The following is a 14,571-nucleotide window of genomic DNA, read 5'->3' as shown; positions in this document are numbered from 1 at the left end:
TCTCCTGTATAAAGCTGGCTTGCTTCATCGGTCATGCGTTCATTGGCGCATGGTTTGATTTTGATCAGGAGTCGAGCATGAAACGTTTTATTCTGGCAGTGACCTGTACCCTGCTTGCGACCAGCGCCCTGGCGGCACCGAAATCCTGTGAAGAACTCAAGGATGAAATCGAAGCCAAGATCCAGGCCAACAACGTCACGTCCTACACGCTTGAAATCGTCAGCAACGAAGAAGCCACCGACCCCAACATGGTCGTCGGCAGCTGCGACAACGGCAGTAAAAAGATCATCTACCAGCGTAACGATCGCTGATCAGATGCAGTGCACCCCGCCCTCTTCTTCCTCTTCGGCCACCACCTTGCGCTCTGCATCGTAAAGCCAGGCGTCGACGCTGTTCGCCAGTGAGCGTACTTCCAGCATATAGCGCTGCCCGGCAGCGAAGTGGTCGTATCGAACACTGACGTAACAAGTGATCTCGGTGTACTCGTCACTGATCATCCCCAGCCCGCCCGACCGGTACTCATAGTCATAACGCACCTGCAGCTCATGGCTGCCCGGCGTCACCTGAAAGTAACGCCCGTCGTAGGTGTTCTTGCCATCCAGCTTGTCGCCCATGATCAACTGGCCGGTGATGGTGCGCATGTCGACCCACGCCATGTCCGGGTTGACGGTGGGCAAGGGGCCGGCGCATCCGGCGAGAGCTGTCAGGGCTAATGCGGTTATCGGGGCTGTGATGCGCATTTTGGCGGTTCCGGGATGTGTGAGTTTATGTAAGGCGGCAGGCCTACCCTGCCATAAGCGTGACAGGCATCTGAAGATACTTCGAATGAAAATTAGCGTTCGCGAGCAAGCTCGCACACAAAGATGGCATTTCAAAGTGCGTGTGAATCGGCTTCATGCGTTGGCACCTTTGCGTGCGCCTATATAAAACCGTTTGAATAGTCAGCCGCGAATTTTGATCTCTACAGTCAATTGATAGAATAATTTTATTACTGCTCTATAAAATTTTCTTGATTCCTGATTGTCGATTGTGCATTTTTATTAAGTGCCTTGTGACCTCAAAGCATGTGTCGAGGAATAGACAGCTTTTGTTGATGGCAGAACCTGTCTCAATCAAAAAAACATTAGGGATGTGAAAAATGTGGAGTAAACGGGGTGAAAAAAGCGAGTCGCTAGTTACCAATCTGGCGGGAACTTTGAATGATCAGCCATGGAATGACTATTCTTTCGGCTTGGGAATCAACGCCGAAAGTGGTGCGTTTGCTGTACAAGCAGTTAGCCCCATTACACCAGAACCTGGTAGGGCGAAAAATACCGTTCAGAAGTACGAAGTGATTGCGACCGCTGACGACTATAGCCGACTTTTCAAAGCGGAAGCTCAGGGCGAATACAATGTAGGTGCCGCCAGTGCATCGGCATCCGCGTCATATTTGTCCAATGTCACGTACTCTGAAACCTCGTTGACGATATTGGCTTTCTATGACGTGACAGACGCGGATTATGCCTCGCTGAGTCCAGCGCCAGCCTTCACCCCTCAAGCCAGTGAGTTGGCAAGCTCGAACCCTGCTGGCTTTCGGGACACGTATGGCGATTACTTCGTTGCCACCGCGAAATTCGGCTCGCGCTTCGTGGCTACTTATACGTGCAGCACAACGACGACTACTGCGCTGCAGACTTTCAAAGCAGCCGTTGCGGGTAAGAAAGACATATTAAGCGCGTCCGGGGCTGCGGAATTCGAGTCGCTGGCAAGCTCAAGCGATGTTCATGTGAAGGTGGCGGTCACCATGAACGGGACGTCAGGAAAAGCGCCTCCTGTCGGGGCTGACGCTAACAGCATTCCCACTATATTGAAGTGGTTTACAGAAAACCTGCAGCCTGTTCCGCGTCGTGCCAGGCTGATTCATTATTCCCAGATCGATAACCACATTCCCAATACGTTACCGCTAAACCCCGATAACTTTGCCAAGGTCAAGACCATCGCGTTTCAGTTGCAGGAACTGGAGTCACTCACGTCGGCCATTCCGGGCTATTACTCCACCCAGCCCTACAGCCTCACCCCGCCCGTTCAAGGCATCAATACTGTAGCGGACACGCAGCAATACTTAACGAATCAGTACAGCGCACGTATCGGCACGTTGCTTTACGAGCCTGACGCGGCAAGTCAGTTAAGTCAGCAAGTCTCTGAGCTGACCAGAAGCCTTCAACCTTCGCTCGCGTTGTTCTCTTTCTATCAGAGCCTGACGCTCTCACCGCCGAATGAGTCAGCGAGCGGTGTCTATTCGACGTCGGCCGGGATCAAATCCACCGAACTTACCAATGTTTCAATTCAGGAGGACAGTCAGCATTACAGCGCTGACTGGACAATCGGCCACCAAAGCCACACCTTCTCGTTCCCGTTCGACCCGTCTGAAGGGGGGGCTATTATTACCGGCTGGTACATTCAAAACGGCTGGAACAGTGAAACCAACGGCGACTGGAAGTGCAACGGTGCGATGATTGGGAAAACATCAGGGTCCTTCTACGTTGAAAGCAACTATGATCGAGGCTGCAACTGGAGCCTTCACGTTTATTACCTGCCCCGGTCCACATTCCCGTGGCTGGCCAGAACAACGTCCTGATCCGACCATTCACGGATAGCACTCCCCTAACCTGGCAGCCCGGGCGCACTCTCCTGGTGAGCGTACGCCCGGGCTGACGTACTTTCTTCAGGCTCTGCTGTGCCCTCCGGTTCCAGCGTTCGCCGTAAGCGCTTCATAAACCACAGGTGCAACGCCCGGCTATCGGCGCAAGGTTCGATCTTGTCGAATCACTTTTTAATCGGCGAATCTCGACAGTTGCACATCTCCCTGCCCGTCCGGCATAACATCACCCTGTCCAAATCACCAAAGCCCTCCCGCTCATGTCCACACTGACCGCTCCACGCCTTTGTCGCGTCATTTCACTGATGGCCGTCACGCTGCTTGCCGGCTGTTCCAGCGTTTCCTACTACGGTCAGTTGGCTCAAGGACAGTGGCAATTGCTGCAGGCTCGCGAACCGGTGGCGAAGATCGTCGCTGACCCGAAGCGGGATGCCGGGCTGCGTGAGCGTCTGGCCCGTTCACAGTTGGCGCGGACGTTTGCCACTGAGCATTTGCATCTGCCGGATAACCAGAGCTATCGCCTGTATGCGGATCTGGGGCGGCCTTATGTGGTGTGGAATGTGTTCGCGACCGACGAGTTTTCGCTGGAGCCTGTCACGCATTGTTTTCCGATTGCCGGGTGTGTCGCGTATCGCGGTTATTACAGCCCTGGCGGGGCGCGTGGTGAGGCGGCGTTGCAGCGGCAGGCGGGTAAGGATGTGTATTTGAGTGGTGTGGAAGCCTATTCGACACTGGGCTGGTTCAATGACCCGATTCTCAGTTCGATGATGGGCTGGGGTGACGAGCGTCTGGCCACGCTGATTTTCCATGAACTGGCGCATCAGCGGTTTTATGTGAAAGACGACACCGAGTTCAACGAGTCCTACGCCAGCTTCGTCGAACAGGAAGGTACGCGGCAGTGGCGTGCGGCACGGGGGTTGCCGCCGGAGAGTGTTTCGCAGTCCGAACGGCGTGATCAGTTTACGCAACTGGTGCTCGATACTCGGGAGCGGCTCAAGGCGTTGTATCGCCAGCCGCTGTCTGCTGAAGTGATGCGCGCGCGCAAGGCTGAAGAGTTTGAGCGGTTGCGCAGTGACTACCGCAAATTGCGTGATGAGCAATGGGCGGGCGACAAGCGTTTTGATGCCTGGATCAACAGCCCGATGAACAACGCCAAGCTGCTGCCGTTTGGCCTTTATGATCAGTGGGTGCCAGCGTTTGCGGCGTTGTTCAGGCAGGTGAATGGCGATTGGGTGGCGTTTTTCAATGCTGTGGAGAAGTTGGGAGGGATGCCGGTCGAGGCGCGCAAGGCGGCGCTACAGCGGTTGATGCCTTGATGGATTCTCGTTACTACGCTCCGCGTGGTAATGCCTTTCTGGACGCTCTGCGTCCGATCTTGAGTGAGCGGCGCTGTGCAGATTTGTGACGCAGAGCGCCACGGGATGCATTCCTACGCTGGAGCGTAGGAACGATAGTCAGGCCTGATCAAACCCCTCAGCCAGATGCTGATCCTTGAGCTTCACGTAATTAGTGGCGCTGTACGGAAAAAAGGCGATTTCCTTGTCGGTTAATGCACGCACCTGTTTGACCGGACGGCCGACGTACAAAAAGCCGCTTTCCAGCACTTTACCGGGCGGTACCAGGCTGCCTGCGCCGATGATGACTTCGTCTTCGACAACCGCGCCGTCCATGATCGTCGTGCCCATGCCGACCAGGATGCGGTTGCCGATTGTGCAGCCATGCAGCATGGCCTTGTGGCCGATGGTCACTTCGTCGCCGATCAGCAGCGGGAAACCGTCCGGGTTGAAGGGGCCTGCGTGGGTGATATGCAGCACGCTGCCGTCCTGCACGCTGGTGCGGGCACCAATGCGGATGCGATGCATGTCGCCGCGTACCACCGTCAACGGCCAGACGGAGCTGTCGGCACCTATTTCAACATCACCGATAACCACTGCTGAATGGTCGACAAAGGCCCGTTCGCCGAGGGCCGGGGTGTGTTCCTGAAACTTGCGAATGGCCACGATAGGCTCCTTCTTTGGCAGTGATAGGCGTGCAGAGCGGGTTTGGTTGCTGCGGTCGGCGTCGATTGTAATTAAGATGGCTGGGTGTTTCTTCCAGCCAAGGTGCAAAACCGTGAGCGCGAACAACCCTCTTCTGCAATCGTACGACCTGCCACCCTTTTCGGCGATTCGTGCCGAACATGTCAAACCTGCTGTTGAAAAAATCCTGGCGGACAACCGTGCCGCGATTGCCGACATCCTCGCTAAACAGGGGTCGACACCGACCTGGGCCGGGCTGGTCCTGACGATGGACGAATTGAATGACCGCCTGGGCGCTGCCTGGAGCCCGGTCAGCCACCTGAACGCCGTGTGCAACAGCGCTGAGCTGCGCGAAGCGTATGAGTCGTGCCTGCCGGCGTTGAGCGCCTACTCCACCGAGATGGGCCAGAATCGCGCACTGTTTCAGGCCTATGAAGCGCTGGCCAACGGTCCTGAAGCCGCCACCTTCGACGTCGGTCAGAAGACCATTCTGGAGCAATCGCTGCGCGATTTCCGCCTGTCCGGCATCGATCTGCCGCCTGAACAGCAGAAGCGTTACGCCGAAGTGCAGAGCAAACTGTCGGAGCTGGGCAGCCAGTTTTCCAACCAGTTGCTCGATGCCACTCAGGCCTGGACCAAGCTGGTTACCGATGAGTCCGCCCTCGCCGGTCTGACCGATTCTGCCAAACAGCAGATGGCTGCCGCCGCCAAGGCCAAGGATCTGGAAGGCTACCTGATCACGCTGGAATTCCCGAGCTACTACGCGGTGATGACCTACGCCGAAGACCGCGCACTGCGTGAAGAAGTCTATGCGGCTTACTGCACCCGCGCGTCGGATCAAGGCCCGAATGCGGGCAAGAACGACAATACCCCTGTCATGGAGCAGATCCTCGACTTGCGCCAGGAACTGGCGCAACTGCTTGGCTACGCGAACTTCGCCGAGCTGAGCCTGGCAACCAAGATGGCCGAGTCCAGCGATCAGGTGCTGAGCTTCCTGCGTGACCTGGCCAAACGCAGTAAGTCTTTCGCGGCCCAGGACCTGGAGCAGCTCAAGGCCTACGCCGCCGAACAGGGCTGCCCGGATCTGCAAAGCTGGGACAGCGGTTTCTATGGCGAGAAGCTGCGCGAACAGCGCTACAGCGTTTCCCAGGAAACCCTGCGCGCCTACTTCCCTATCGATAAAGTGCTTGGCGGTCTGTTCGCCATCGTCCAGCGTCTGTACGGCATCGAGATTGCCGAGCAAAAAGGCTTCGACACCTGGCACCCGGATGTTCGTCTGTTCGAGATCAAGGAAAACGGCCAGCACGTCGGGCGTTTCTTCTTCGATCTGTACGCGCGCGCCAACAAGCGTGGCGGTGCCTGGATGGACGGCGCTCGTGATCGCCGTCGCACAGCTGAAGGCACGCTGCAAAGCCCGGTGGCCAATCTGGTGTGCAACTTCACGCCTGCTGTCGCGGGCAAGCCTGCACTGCTGACCCACGATGAAGTCACCACGCTGTTCCACGAATTCGGTCATGGCCTGCATCATCTCCTGACCCGCATCGATCATGCCGGCGTATCCGGTATCAACGGCGTGGCCTGGGACGCAGTCGAGTTGCCGAGCCAGTTCATGGAAAACTGGTGCTGGGAGCCCGAAGGCCTGGCGCTGATCTCCGGTCATTACGAAACCGGCGAGCCATTGCCGCAGGACCTTCTGGAGAAAATGCTCGCCGCCAAGAACTTCCAGTCCGGCCTGATGATGGTGCGTCAGCTGGAGTTCTCGCTGTTCGACTTTGAATTGCACGCCACCCACGGCGATGGCCGCAGCGTACTTGAAGTGCTGGAAGGCGTTCGTGATGAAGTGTCGGTCATGCGTCCGCCTGCCTACAACCGCTTCCCGAACAGCTTCGCGCACATCTTCGCAGGCGGCTATGCAGCCGGTTATTACAGCTACAAGTGGGCCGAAGTGCTGTCTGCCGATGCGTTCTCGAAATTCGAGGAAGACGGTGTGCTCAACGCTGAAACCGGCCGTGCCTTCCGCGAAGCCATTCTGGCCCGTGGCGGTTCACAGGCGCCGATGGTGCTGTTCGTCGACTTCCGCGGACGCGAGCCGTCGATTGACGCACTCTTGCGTCACAGTGGCTTGAGTGAGGACGCGGCAGCATGACCGATACACCGGTAATCATTACCAAGAAACGCTTCATCGCCGGGGCTGTTTGCCCGGCGTGCAGCGAGCCTGACAAGCTCATGATGTGGAGCGAAAACGACGTGCCGCACCGCGAATGCGTGGGTTGCGGCTACAGCGATACGCTCAACGAACAAGGTATTTCGATACCGAAGGAGCTGGGTACGCGGGTCAACAAGGTGGTGGTCAAACCGGCAGACCCGAAGGTGCAGGGTGTGCAGTTTTTTCCGAATCCGAAGTTGAAGAAGCCGGTGGATCCTGAGTGACGTGATCGGTCGGGTCAAACTGAAAGGTTCGTTCGTTTGAACGAACCTTTTTTATAGCTCGCCGCCTCAGGTTATCAGCGACAGAAATTACCAATCGGCCAATTCAGCCACCTTCTTCCTGAAGGCTAGCGCCAGAACCGTCAGCACTTCCTCATCCCTGCCCAGCTCGCCGAAAATCTTGTGATTTCCGTGCGGGTGCAGCCTGACCCAGGCTTGCTCTTGCAGGTCGTCGTCCTCATAAAACTGGATGGCTATTACAGGATGGTTATGTTGCTCGATATCTTCAGCCCACAACCGTATCTCATACTTTGCCATCACCCACCTCGTTCTCAGGTAAATGCGCCATTACCCGGCAGCCGAGTTGGCGTTTCCCTACAGTAGGGCGCGACTAAAAATGCGTCTACTGACAGAAATGGCAGGTGGTTGTTTGTACAGGAAGTTAAAACACGCGAGTAACAGGCTGGAACGGTATCGACTCGTTCATGGGCAAGCGGCGTGCACCGCTTGCCCATGAAGAAGGCGAAGCCTCAGCCTGCCGCCTGGAGCCTGCGTTTCTCTGCCAGACGACTTCTGCCGTACAGCACCGCAATGGCGGTCAGGGCAATGGCCTGTGCGCTCAGCGAGTACAGGTCAGCATGAATGCCCAGCCAGTCGAACTCGAAGAACGGCACGGGCCTTGTACCGAATATGCCCGCTTCCTGCAGTGCCTTGACGCCATGACCGGCAAACACCACTGACAGCGCGCACAGCAGCGCAGCGTTGATGCCGAAGAACAGCGACAGCGGCAGCTTCGCCGAACCGCGCAGGATGACCCACGCCAGGCCCACGAGCAGCACCAGCGCCGTGGCACCACCCGCCAGCACGGCATCGTGCCCGGCGGGTCCTGCCTGCAACCACAGGGTCTCGTAGAACAGGATGACTTCGAACAGTTCGCGATACACCGAGAAGAACGCCAGCACCGCGAAGCCGAAACGGCCACCGCCGCCGACCAGACTGCTTTTGACATAGTCCTGCCATGCGGCGGCATGGCGACGGTCGTGCATCCACACACCAAGCCAGAGCACCATTACGCTGGCAAATAGCGCGGTGGCACCTTCCAGCAATTCACGCTGTGCGCCGCTGACGTCGATGACATACGCCGCCAGCGCCCAGGTGCCCAGCCCGGCCAGCAGCGCCAGACCCCAGCCGATGTTGACGCTGCGCACCGCAGACTGCTGGCCGGTATTGCGCAGAAACGCCAGAATCGCCGCCAGCACCAGAATCGCTTCCAGCCCTTCACGCAGCAGAATCAACAGCCCCGAAACGTAGCTCAGCGACAGGCTCAGACCATCGCTGCCCAACAGCCCCGCCGATTCCTTGAGCTTGCCTTTGGCTGCTTCCAGCTTTTGGGCAACCTGCGCCAGCGGCAGGCTGTCCTGCAAGGACTGTCGGTAAGCCATCAGGCTTTTTTCAGTGTCCTTGCGCACATTGGCGTCTACGTTATCCAGCGAGCTTTCGACCAGTTCGAAACCTTCCAGATACGCTGCCACCGACAAGTCATAGGCCTGCTCGCGATCACCGGCCTTGTAGGCAGCCAGGCTTTTGTCCAGCGTTACACTGGTGTAATCCAGCAGTTGCGCCGGGCCGCGCTGCACCTGTGGCGGCTGCGCGCGCTGGACACGGAAGGTTGCGCTGGCATCCGCACCCTCGGCTGCCTGAACTTCGGCAGGTGTCTGACGAGCCAGGTCGGCGATGTTGAAGGTCTTGGCCGGGTTGGCAACCGGTTGTGCACTGAAACTGGCGATATAGGTCGCGATGTCCCAGCGCTGGCGGTCGTCCAGCTGGTCGGCAAATGCGGGCATATCGGTACCGGCGATGCCCAGCCCGGTCGCGTTGTAGAGATCATAAAGACTCAGGCGATCCAGCCGTGCCGTGTCACGCAGGTTTGAGGGAGGCGGTTCCAGGCCGATGCCTGCCGGGCCATCACCTGCGCCGCTATCGCCATGACAGACCGAGCAATGCTGAGCGTAAAGGGGCGCACCACGGGCCGGGTCCGGCGTAATGGCCGGGGCCTGGCTGACTTCGTAGGCAAGTGCCAGCTTCGCACTCAACTGCCGCGCCTGACGAGCTACCTGTACGCCGTCCTGTCGACTCGCCACGGCGTTTTTCAGCTGCGTGACGGCCTGCTCCAGATCAGCACGCTCTGCGCGTTGCGGCAGGGCCACGACGAGGCTTTGCAGCGCTGCCAGGTTGTCGACCTGCTGCTGATACTCCGCGGTATTCACGACCTTGCCATCCGCCACAGTGGCCGGATAGTCGGCACCCAGATAATCCAGCAGATGCAACGCCTGGGCTGCGCCCTCGACAGGATCAGCCAGCGTGACGCCGCTGCACAGCACCAGTAGCGGCATCAGCAGCCAGGCAAGGAAACGAGAACGGAGGGGCATTGCAGAATCTCGACAGGAATGCGATGCGGTGCATTGTTAACGCCGCAAGAGCACTACTCAAGAGTCGAGGTCTGTTTTTGTTACAGAATCTTACGTTCGGCCTTCATATAGCCTTTGAACAGGACGCTTGCCCGTTCAAAGGCTTGAAGAGGTAGGCAGGTTTACGCTGTACCGCGATGCAGCGTGGCCAGAAACCCCGCCGCCCCTACGAACAGGCTGGCAAACGTACGGTTCAGGCGGCGCTGCTGGCGAGGCGTCTTGAGCATGCGCAGCACCTTCGACGCCAGCCCGGTGTAGCCCGCCATCACGATCAGATCGACCACAACCATGGTCGCCGCGATGATGACGTACTGGATGAGCAGCGGAGCAGCCGGTTCGATGAATTGCGGCAAAATCGCCAGCATGAAGATCAGGGCTTTGGGGTTGCTGATATTGACCAGAAAACCGCGGATCACCAGTGTCATCGGTTTGCCGACAGGACGCACGGCAGACTCGTCGCCAAGGTCAGTAGGCAATGCACGCCATTGCTTGATGCCGAGATAGACCAGGTATGCCACGCCGAACCACTTGATCAACGTGAAGGCCATCTCGGAAGCTGCCAATACCGCGCCGAGCCCGGCAGCAACAATCGCGATCTGCGCCACCAACGCAATTTGCAGCCCCAGGGCATTCCAGTAGCCGCGCAGGAAACCGTATTGCAGGCCGCAGGACATCGAGGCGATAGCGCCTGCACCGGGGGAAAGGCTGATAATCCAGCAGGCCGCAAAGAAGCCCAGCCACGTTTCAAGCGCCATCACACACCTCAAGCAAAGTCGAATGCCCGATAAATTAGTGGTTAACGCTTTGGAAGGCTAACTATTTTTAATCCTGCTCGTCAGGCTGCTTAGCAACCACCATCTGTGGAAACAGATCACTGCCACGCCAGCGCCGGACCGACTTCTGAAAAAACTGGCTATTGGGCACCTGAACCAGCGCGCCACCGGCTTCCGGGGTCTCGATCAGGGTGGTGAACATCAGATTGATGGCGACCACGCGACCCTTTACGCCGGGCTTGTCCAGCGTATCGACCAGCTCGACCATGTCACCGATGCGGAACGGGCCGATGGTGAAGATCAAAATGGCGCAGAGCAGGTTCGACAGCACGCTCCACATCGCGAAGAATGCTACCGCCGCGACGGCGACAAAGCCGGACAGGGCCGTCCACAGCACCGTAGCCGATACCCCGAGCCGGCCGAGGACGAAGACGAAAGCGCTGCCCATGATCAACCAGCGCAAGCCGCCACGCACCGGCACCAGCAGCTCTGGCGGCAATGGGTAGCGCTCGCCCAGACCGGTCAGAAAACCGCCCACGATGCGCTGCAATACATAACCGGCCAACAGGATCAGCAGAATCTGCACACCGATCAGCAACGGTTCAAGCCAGTACGCGGATACCGGCAAGCCCAACATATCCATCACTTTCCCGCCCCACTCACGACAATGCTTCCAGTTCGGCTTGCATGGACTCCAGCAGTTCCAGTGCCTGCATCCAGGCGTCTTCCAGCTCGGACTCACGTACTTTCAACTTTGCCTGCTCGGCCAGCAGGTCGCGCAGTTTGTCCTTGTTGGCCGCCTCGTAGTTGGTGCTGTCCGCCAGCGCTTCCTCGACCTTGGCGAGTTTTTCATTCACCAGCCCAAGGTCACGCTCCAGTTTGTCGGCTTCACGCTTGTGCGGTGCCAGTTGCTGACGCAAGGCCGCTGCCTGCTGACGCTGGGCTTTCTTGTCAGTCTTGTCGGCGTTGACTGGCGTGGTGCTGACCGGGGCGTTGCGCAGGCGGTAATCGGCCAGCCAGCGCGTGTAGTCATCCAGATCGCCGTCGAACTCCTGTACGCGGCCGTCAGCCACCAGCAGGAAGTCATCGGTGGTGCTCTTGAGCAAGTGCCGATCGTGAGACACCACCAGTACCGCGCCACCGAACTCCTGCAAGGCCATGGTCAGCGCCAGGCGCATCTCCAGGTCCAGGTGGTTGGTCGGTTCATCGAGCAGCAACAGGTTGGGCTTTTCCCAGGCGATCAGCGCCAGCGCCAGACGCGCTTTCTCGCCACCGGAGAAATTCAGCACCGGCTCATCCAGACGCGCGCCACGGAAATCGAAGCCGCCGAGGAAGTCGCGCAGTGTCTGTTCACGTTCAGTCGGTGCCAGACGCTGCAAGTGCAGCAATGGCGTGGCCTTGGCATCCAGTGAGTCAAGCTGATGCTGGGCGAAGTAGCCGACGGTGAGGTTTTCACCTCGAACCAGTCGACCGCTCTGCGGCTCAAGCTCGCCAGCCAGATTTTTGATCAACGTCGACTTGCCCGCGCCGTTGGGGCCCAGCAGGCCGATGCGCGCGCCCGGCGTGAGTTGCAGCTTGACCTTCTCGAGGATGGTCTTGTCGCCGTAACCCAGACGCGCGTCTGACAGATCCAGCAACGGGCTGGAGATCTTGTCGGATTCACGGAAAACGAAGTTGAACGGCGAATCGACGTGCGCGGCGGACAGCTCTTCCATGCGCTCCAGTGCCTTGATCCGGCTTTGTGCCTGACGGGCCTTGGTGGCCTGGGCCTTGAAGCGCGCGATGTACTTTTCCATGTGCGCGCGTTGCGCCTGCTGCTTCTCGTAGGCCTGTTGCTGCTGGGCCAGACGTTCAGCACGAGCGCGCTCGAACGCGCTGTAGCCGCCACGATAGAGGGTGATCTTGCGTTGCTCGACGTGAGCGATGTGATCGACCACAGCGTCCAGAAAATCCCGGTCGTGGGAAATCAGCAGCAAGGTGCCGGGGTAGCTTTTGAGCCAGTCTTCAAGCCATAGAATGGCGTCGAGGTCCAAGTGGTTGGTCGGTTCGTCGAGCAGCAACAGGTCGGACGGGCACATCAGCGCCTGCGCGAGGTTCAGGCGCATACGCCAGCCGCCGGAGAAACTGCCGACCTGACGTTCCATCTGTTCGTTGGTGAAACCCAGCCCGGCCAGCAGCTTGCGCGCCCGCGCGTCTGCGGTATAACCGTCGGCGCTGTCGAGCTCCGAATGCAGACGCGCCTGAGCAGCGCCGTCCTGCGCGGCTTCCGCTTCGGCCAGCAGACGCTGAACCTCGCGCAGGCGCTCGTCGCCGTCGAGCACGTAGTCCACGCCCAGGCGCTCAAGGGTGTCGACCTCCTGACGCATATGCGCGATACGCCAGTCGGCGGGCAGCAGGCAGTCACCGGCGTCGGGCGTCAGCTCGCCACGCAGCAAGGCGAACAGGCTGGATTTACCGGCGCCATTGGCACCGATCAGACCGGCTTTATGGCCGGCGTGCAGGGTCAGCTCGGCGTCTTCTAGCAGACGTTGCGGACCACGCTGTAAGGTAAGGCTTTGAAGTCGAATCATAATGGCGGCGGAGTCTACCAGCTTCGTCCTGAACAGGTGGATCACTATGCCTTCAGCGCTCTGGAGTTTCACCCTCGATTTCTATGCCCGTCCGGGTGTAGAGCAGGCTTGTCTGACGCTGCAAGCCAACGGGGCCAACGTGTGCATGGTGCTTTGCGGGGTATGGCTCGGCACGCGCGACGTGGCGTGCAATGCGCAGCGATTAGCGCAAATAAGGCAATTGGCGACCCCCTGGCACGATGAAGTGGTGCGTCCGCTGCGGGATTTGCGTAATCAATGGCGCAATGCAGCGCTTGAGGACGCGGTGCTGATGACGTTGCGAATGAAGGTCAAGACGCTGGAGCTGGAGGCCGAACAGAGTCTGATGCTGAAGCTTGAGGCACTGACTGGAGACTGGCCAGCGGGTGAGGCGAGAAATGCAGAGGAATGGCTGATCGAGCTCGCTGACGGAGAGGCAGAAAAAAACCGCGATGCGCTGCAGTTGCTGCGCATCGCGGTTGATCTTGCCGTCGACCAGACTTAGGAAGCGCTGGTTGGCGTTGCGCCATTGGCAGGTGTTGCCGGTGCAGCAGATGGCGCGGCAGGTGCAGGCGTCGTCGGCTTGGCAGCGGCAGCAGGCGCTGGCGTAGCCGGTTTGGCGGCGGTCGGCTTCGCTGCTGGCTTGGCCGCAGGTTTGGCGACAGGCTTGGCTGCTGCTTTCACAGGTGCCTTGACTGGTGCTTTGGTCGCGGCCTTCGCGGGCGCTTTCACCGGGGCTTTCGCCGCTGGTTTGGCTACCGGTGTTTTTGCTGCTGCTGGTTTGGCAGCGCTGCTTGCCGTCGTTTTGGCGACAGGTGCCTTGGCCGCAGCCGCTTTGGCAGCCGGCCGGGTGGCAGCAGGTTTAGCCGTAACCGGCTTGGCGGCGGCTGTTTTTGCCGCGGCAGGCTTCGCTGCTGCCGCTGCCCGGGTGGCAGCAGCTTTGACCGGGGCCTTGGTTGCCGCAGGTTTGGCTGCAGGCTTGGCGACCGTCGAAGGCTTGGCAGCAGTTTTGGCGGCAGGCTTGGCAGCGGCCGCTTTCACTGCGGTTTTTGCAGGTGCTTTTGCTGTAGCGGCATTCGCTGCTTTGGCGGCGGCTTTAGGGGCAGCAGGCTTGGCATTGCGAGTGGTCAGGATCTTGCCGACCGCCTCTTTCACGCGACCGATACCCTGGGCCAGCTTCAGGCTCTCCTGGGCATCGCGCTTGAGGTGCAGAATGTAGGTGCGGGTTTCGGTCTGGCGATCCTTGAGGGCATCGAGCAACTCTTCCAGCTCGGAAACGGCGTCTTTGGCCTTGGCCTGTGCCTTGGATTTTCCGGCGGTGGCAGCGTCCTGCAGTTTGATGCGGGAGTTGTGCAGTTTTTCCTGCGCCTTGCCGCGTTGTTTCTCAAGCTTGGCGAGCAGTTTCTCGGCATCAGCCAAGGCTTGGGAACAGGCGTCTTCCAGATGTTCAAGCAAGCTGCCCGATAATTGTTGGAGCAAATGCAACGGAGTATTTACTGGCTTCTTTTTGGCCGACATGACTTACCTCCTGGGTGACGAAATTGCGGCTCATACTAGGCTTCTGCGCGCATCGCCGCTAGCGCATCTTGACAGCATCCAAGGGGCGCTGTTGCATACTGCAAAAAATGATTGCCCGACACGATGCACAGGCATTGTGAA

Annotated in this window: 14 protein-coding genes; 6 read left to right on the top strand and 8 right to left on the bottom strand. The window is 58.9% G+C overall.

Annotated features, from left to right (window positions below; translation table 11 throughout):
- The first annotated feature begins 77 nt into the window (after nt 1-77).
- Nucleotides 78-311 (top strand): DUF1161 domain-containing protein, encoded by a 234-nt coding sequence (locus tag RYB09_RS08505; protein WP_057403677.1) that lies wholly within the window; start codon nt 78-80, stop codon nt 309-311.
- Here the strand turns inward: RYB09_RS08505 and RYB09_RS08500 are convergent, their stop codons facing one another.
- The gene (locus tag RYB09_RS08500) at nt 312-677 is read right to left on the bottom strand and encodes a hypothetical protein (RefSeq protein ID WP_230018989.1); all 366 of its coding nucleotides are present in this window, start codon (nt 675-677) and stop codon (nt 312-314) included.
- 461 nt (nt 678-1,138) lie between these two features.
- On the opposite strand from RYB09_RS08500, the gene RYB09_RS08495 reads away from it, so the two are divergent.
- Nucleotides 1,139-2,617, top strand: coding sequence for a hypothetical protein (locus RYB09_RS08495; protein ID WP_316887931.1), 1,479 nt, complete (start codon nt 1,139-1,141; stop codon nt 2,615-2,617).
- Between the two features lie 281 nt (nt 2,618-2,898).
- Nucleotides 2,899-3,954, top strand: a complete 1,056-nt coding sequence (locus tag RYB09_RS08490; protein ID WP_122259337.1) for an aminopeptidase — start codon at nt 2,899-2,901, stop codon at nt 3,952-3,954.
- 138 nt (nt 3,955-4,092) lie between these two features.
- Here the strand turns inward: RYB09_RS08490 and RYB09_RS08485 are convergent, their stop codons facing one another.
- Nucleotides 4,093-4,638 carry a gamma carbonic anhydrase family protein gene (locus RYB09_RS08485; protein WP_058402455.1) on the bottom strand — a complete coding sequence of 182 codons (546 nt, stop codon included), beginning with the start codon at nt 4,636-4,638 and terminating at the stop codon, nt 4,093-4,095.
- A gap of 112 nt (nt 4,639-4,750) precedes the next feature.
- Between RYB09_RS08485 and prlC the strand changes: the two genes are divergently transcribed.
- Both prlC and RYB09_RS08475 read left to right on the top strand, forming a co-directional pair.
- Complete coding sequence (gene prlC, locus RYB09_RS08480) at nt 4,751-6,802, top strand: oligopeptidase A (RefSeq protein WP_122259338.1); 2,052 nt, start codon at nt 4,751-4,753, stop codon at nt 6,800-6,802.
- Nucleotides 6,799-7,086, top strand: coding sequence for a YheV family putative zinc ribbon protein (locus RYB09_RS08475; RefSeq protein ID WP_005732774.1), 288 nt, complete (start codon nt 6,799-6,801; stop codon nt 7,084-7,086). The genes prlC and RYB09_RS08475 overlap by 4 nt, the downstream gene beginning before the upstream one ends.
- Before the next feature lie 87 nt (nt 7,087-7,173).
- Here RYB09_RS08475 and RYB09_RS08470 read toward each other — a convergent pair whose 3' ends face one another.
- The 5 genes from RYB09_RS08470 to abc-f form a co-directional block, all read right to left on the bottom strand.
- Nucleotides 7,174-7,401, bottom strand: coding sequence for a hypothetical protein (locus RYB09_RS08470; RefSeq protein WP_002551360.1), 228 nt, complete (start codon nt 7,399-7,401; stop codon nt 7,174-7,176).
- A gap of 212 nt (nt 7,402-7,613) precedes the next feature.
- On the bottom strand, nt 7,614-9,512 hold the full coding sequence (locus RYB09_RS08465) for a cytochrome c/FTR1 family iron permease (protein ID WP_316887928.1): 1,899 nt from the start codon (nt 9,510-9,512) through the stop codon (nt 7,614-7,616).
- 161 nt (nt 9,513-9,673) lie between these two features.
- Complete coding sequence (locus RYB09_RS08460; RefSeq protein WP_058409844.1) at nt 9,674-10,306, bottom strand: LysE family transporter; 633 nt, start codon at nt 10,304-10,306, stop codon at nt 9,674-9,676.
- Between the two features lie 67 nt (nt 10,307-10,373).
- Nucleotides 10,374-10,967, bottom strand: a complete 594-nt coding sequence (locus RYB09_RS08455) for a mechanosensitive ion channel family protein (RefSeq protein ID WP_058402450.1) — start codon at nt 10,965-10,967, stop codon at nt 10,374-10,376.
- A gap of 16 nt (nt 10,968-10,983) precedes the next feature.
- Nucleotides 10,984-12,894 (bottom strand): ribosomal protection-like ABC-F family protein, encoded by a 1,911-nt coding sequence (gene abc-f / locus RYB09_RS08450; protein WP_005743916.1) that lies wholly within the window; start codon nt 12,892-12,894, stop codon nt 10,984-10,986.
- A gap of 46 nt (nt 12,895-12,940) precedes the next feature.
- Here abc-f and RYB09_RS08445 point away from each other — a divergent pair, with 46 nt between their 5' ends.
- Nucleotides 12,941-13,417: a TIGR02444 family protein gene (locus RYB09_RS08445; protein ID WP_057403657.1), complete on the top strand. Its 477-nt coding sequence runs from the start codon at nt 12,941-12,943 to the stop codon at nt 13,415-13,417.
- On the opposite strand, the gene RYB09_RS08440 is transcribed toward RYB09_RS08445, so the two are convergent.
- Nucleotides 13,414-14,430 (bottom strand): AlgP family protein, encoded by a 1,017-nt coding sequence (locus tag RYB09_RS08440; protein ID WP_316887925.1) that lies wholly within the window; start codon nt 14,428-14,430, stop codon nt 13,414-13,416. The genes RYB09_RS08445 and RYB09_RS08440 overlap by 4 nt on opposite strands.
- Between the last annotated feature and the right edge of the window lie 141 nt (nt 14,431-14,571).

It is taken from the genome of Pseudomonas syringae group sp. J254-4, assembly GCF_032586855.1.
Taxonomy (GTDB): Bacteria; Pseudomonadota; Gammaproteobacteria; order Pseudomonadales; family Pseudomonadaceae; genus Aquipseudomonas; species Aquipseudomonas amygdali.
The sequence above is the reverse complement of the archived record's forward strand: the minus strand, read 5'-3'. Positions and strand labels throughout refer to the sequence as shown.

What these genes read in the sequence shown, in the direction of transcription:
- RYB09_RS08505 (WP_057403677.1), top strand. Translation starts at nt 78, where the DNA reads ATGAAACGTTTTATTCTGGCAGTGACCTGTACCCTGCTTGCGACCAGC.
- RYB09_RS08495 (WP_316887931.1), top strand. Translation starts at nt 1,139, where the DNA reads ATGTGGAGTAAACGGGGTGAAAAAAGCGAGTCGCTAGTTACCAATCTG.
- RYB09_RS08490 (WP_122259337.1), top strand. Translation starts at nt 2,899, where the DNA reads ATGTCCACACTGACCGCTCCACGCCTTTGTCGCGTCATTTCACTGATG.
- RYB09_RS08475 (WP_005732774.1), top strand. Translation starts at nt 6,799, where the DNA reads ATGACCGATACACCGGTAATCATTACCAAGAAACGCTTCATCGCCGGG.
- RYB09_RS08470 (WP_002551360.1), bottom strand. Translation starts at nt 7,401, where the DNA reads ATGGCAAAGTATGAGATACGGTTGTGGGCTGAAGATATCGAGCAACAT.
- RYB09_RS08465 (WP_316887928.1), bottom strand. Translation starts at nt 9,512, where the DNA reads ATGCCCCTCCGTTCTCGTTTCCTTGCCTGGCTGCTGATGCCGCTACTG.
- RYB09_RS08460 (WP_058409844.1), bottom strand. Translation starts at nt 10,306, where the DNA reads ATGGCGCTTGAAACGTGGCTGGGCTTCTTTGCGGCCTGCTGGATTATC.
- RYB09_RS08455 (WP_058402450.1), bottom strand. Translation starts at nt 10,967, where the DNA reads ATGGATATGTTGGGCTTGCCGGTATCCGCGTACTGGCTTGAACCGTTG.
- abc-f (WP_005743916.1), bottom strand. Translation starts at nt 12,894, where the DNA reads ATGATTCGACTTCAAAGCCTTACCTTACAGCGTGGTCCGCAACGTCTG.
- RYB09_RS08445 (WP_057403657.1), top strand. Translation starts at nt 12,941, where the DNA reads ATGCCTTCAGCGCTCTGGAGTTTCACCCTCGATTTCTATGCCCGTCCG.
- RYB09_RS08440 (WP_316887925.1), bottom strand. Translation starts at nt 14,430, where the DNA reads ATGTCGGCCAAAAAGAAGCCAGTAAATACTCCGTTGCATTTGCTCCAA.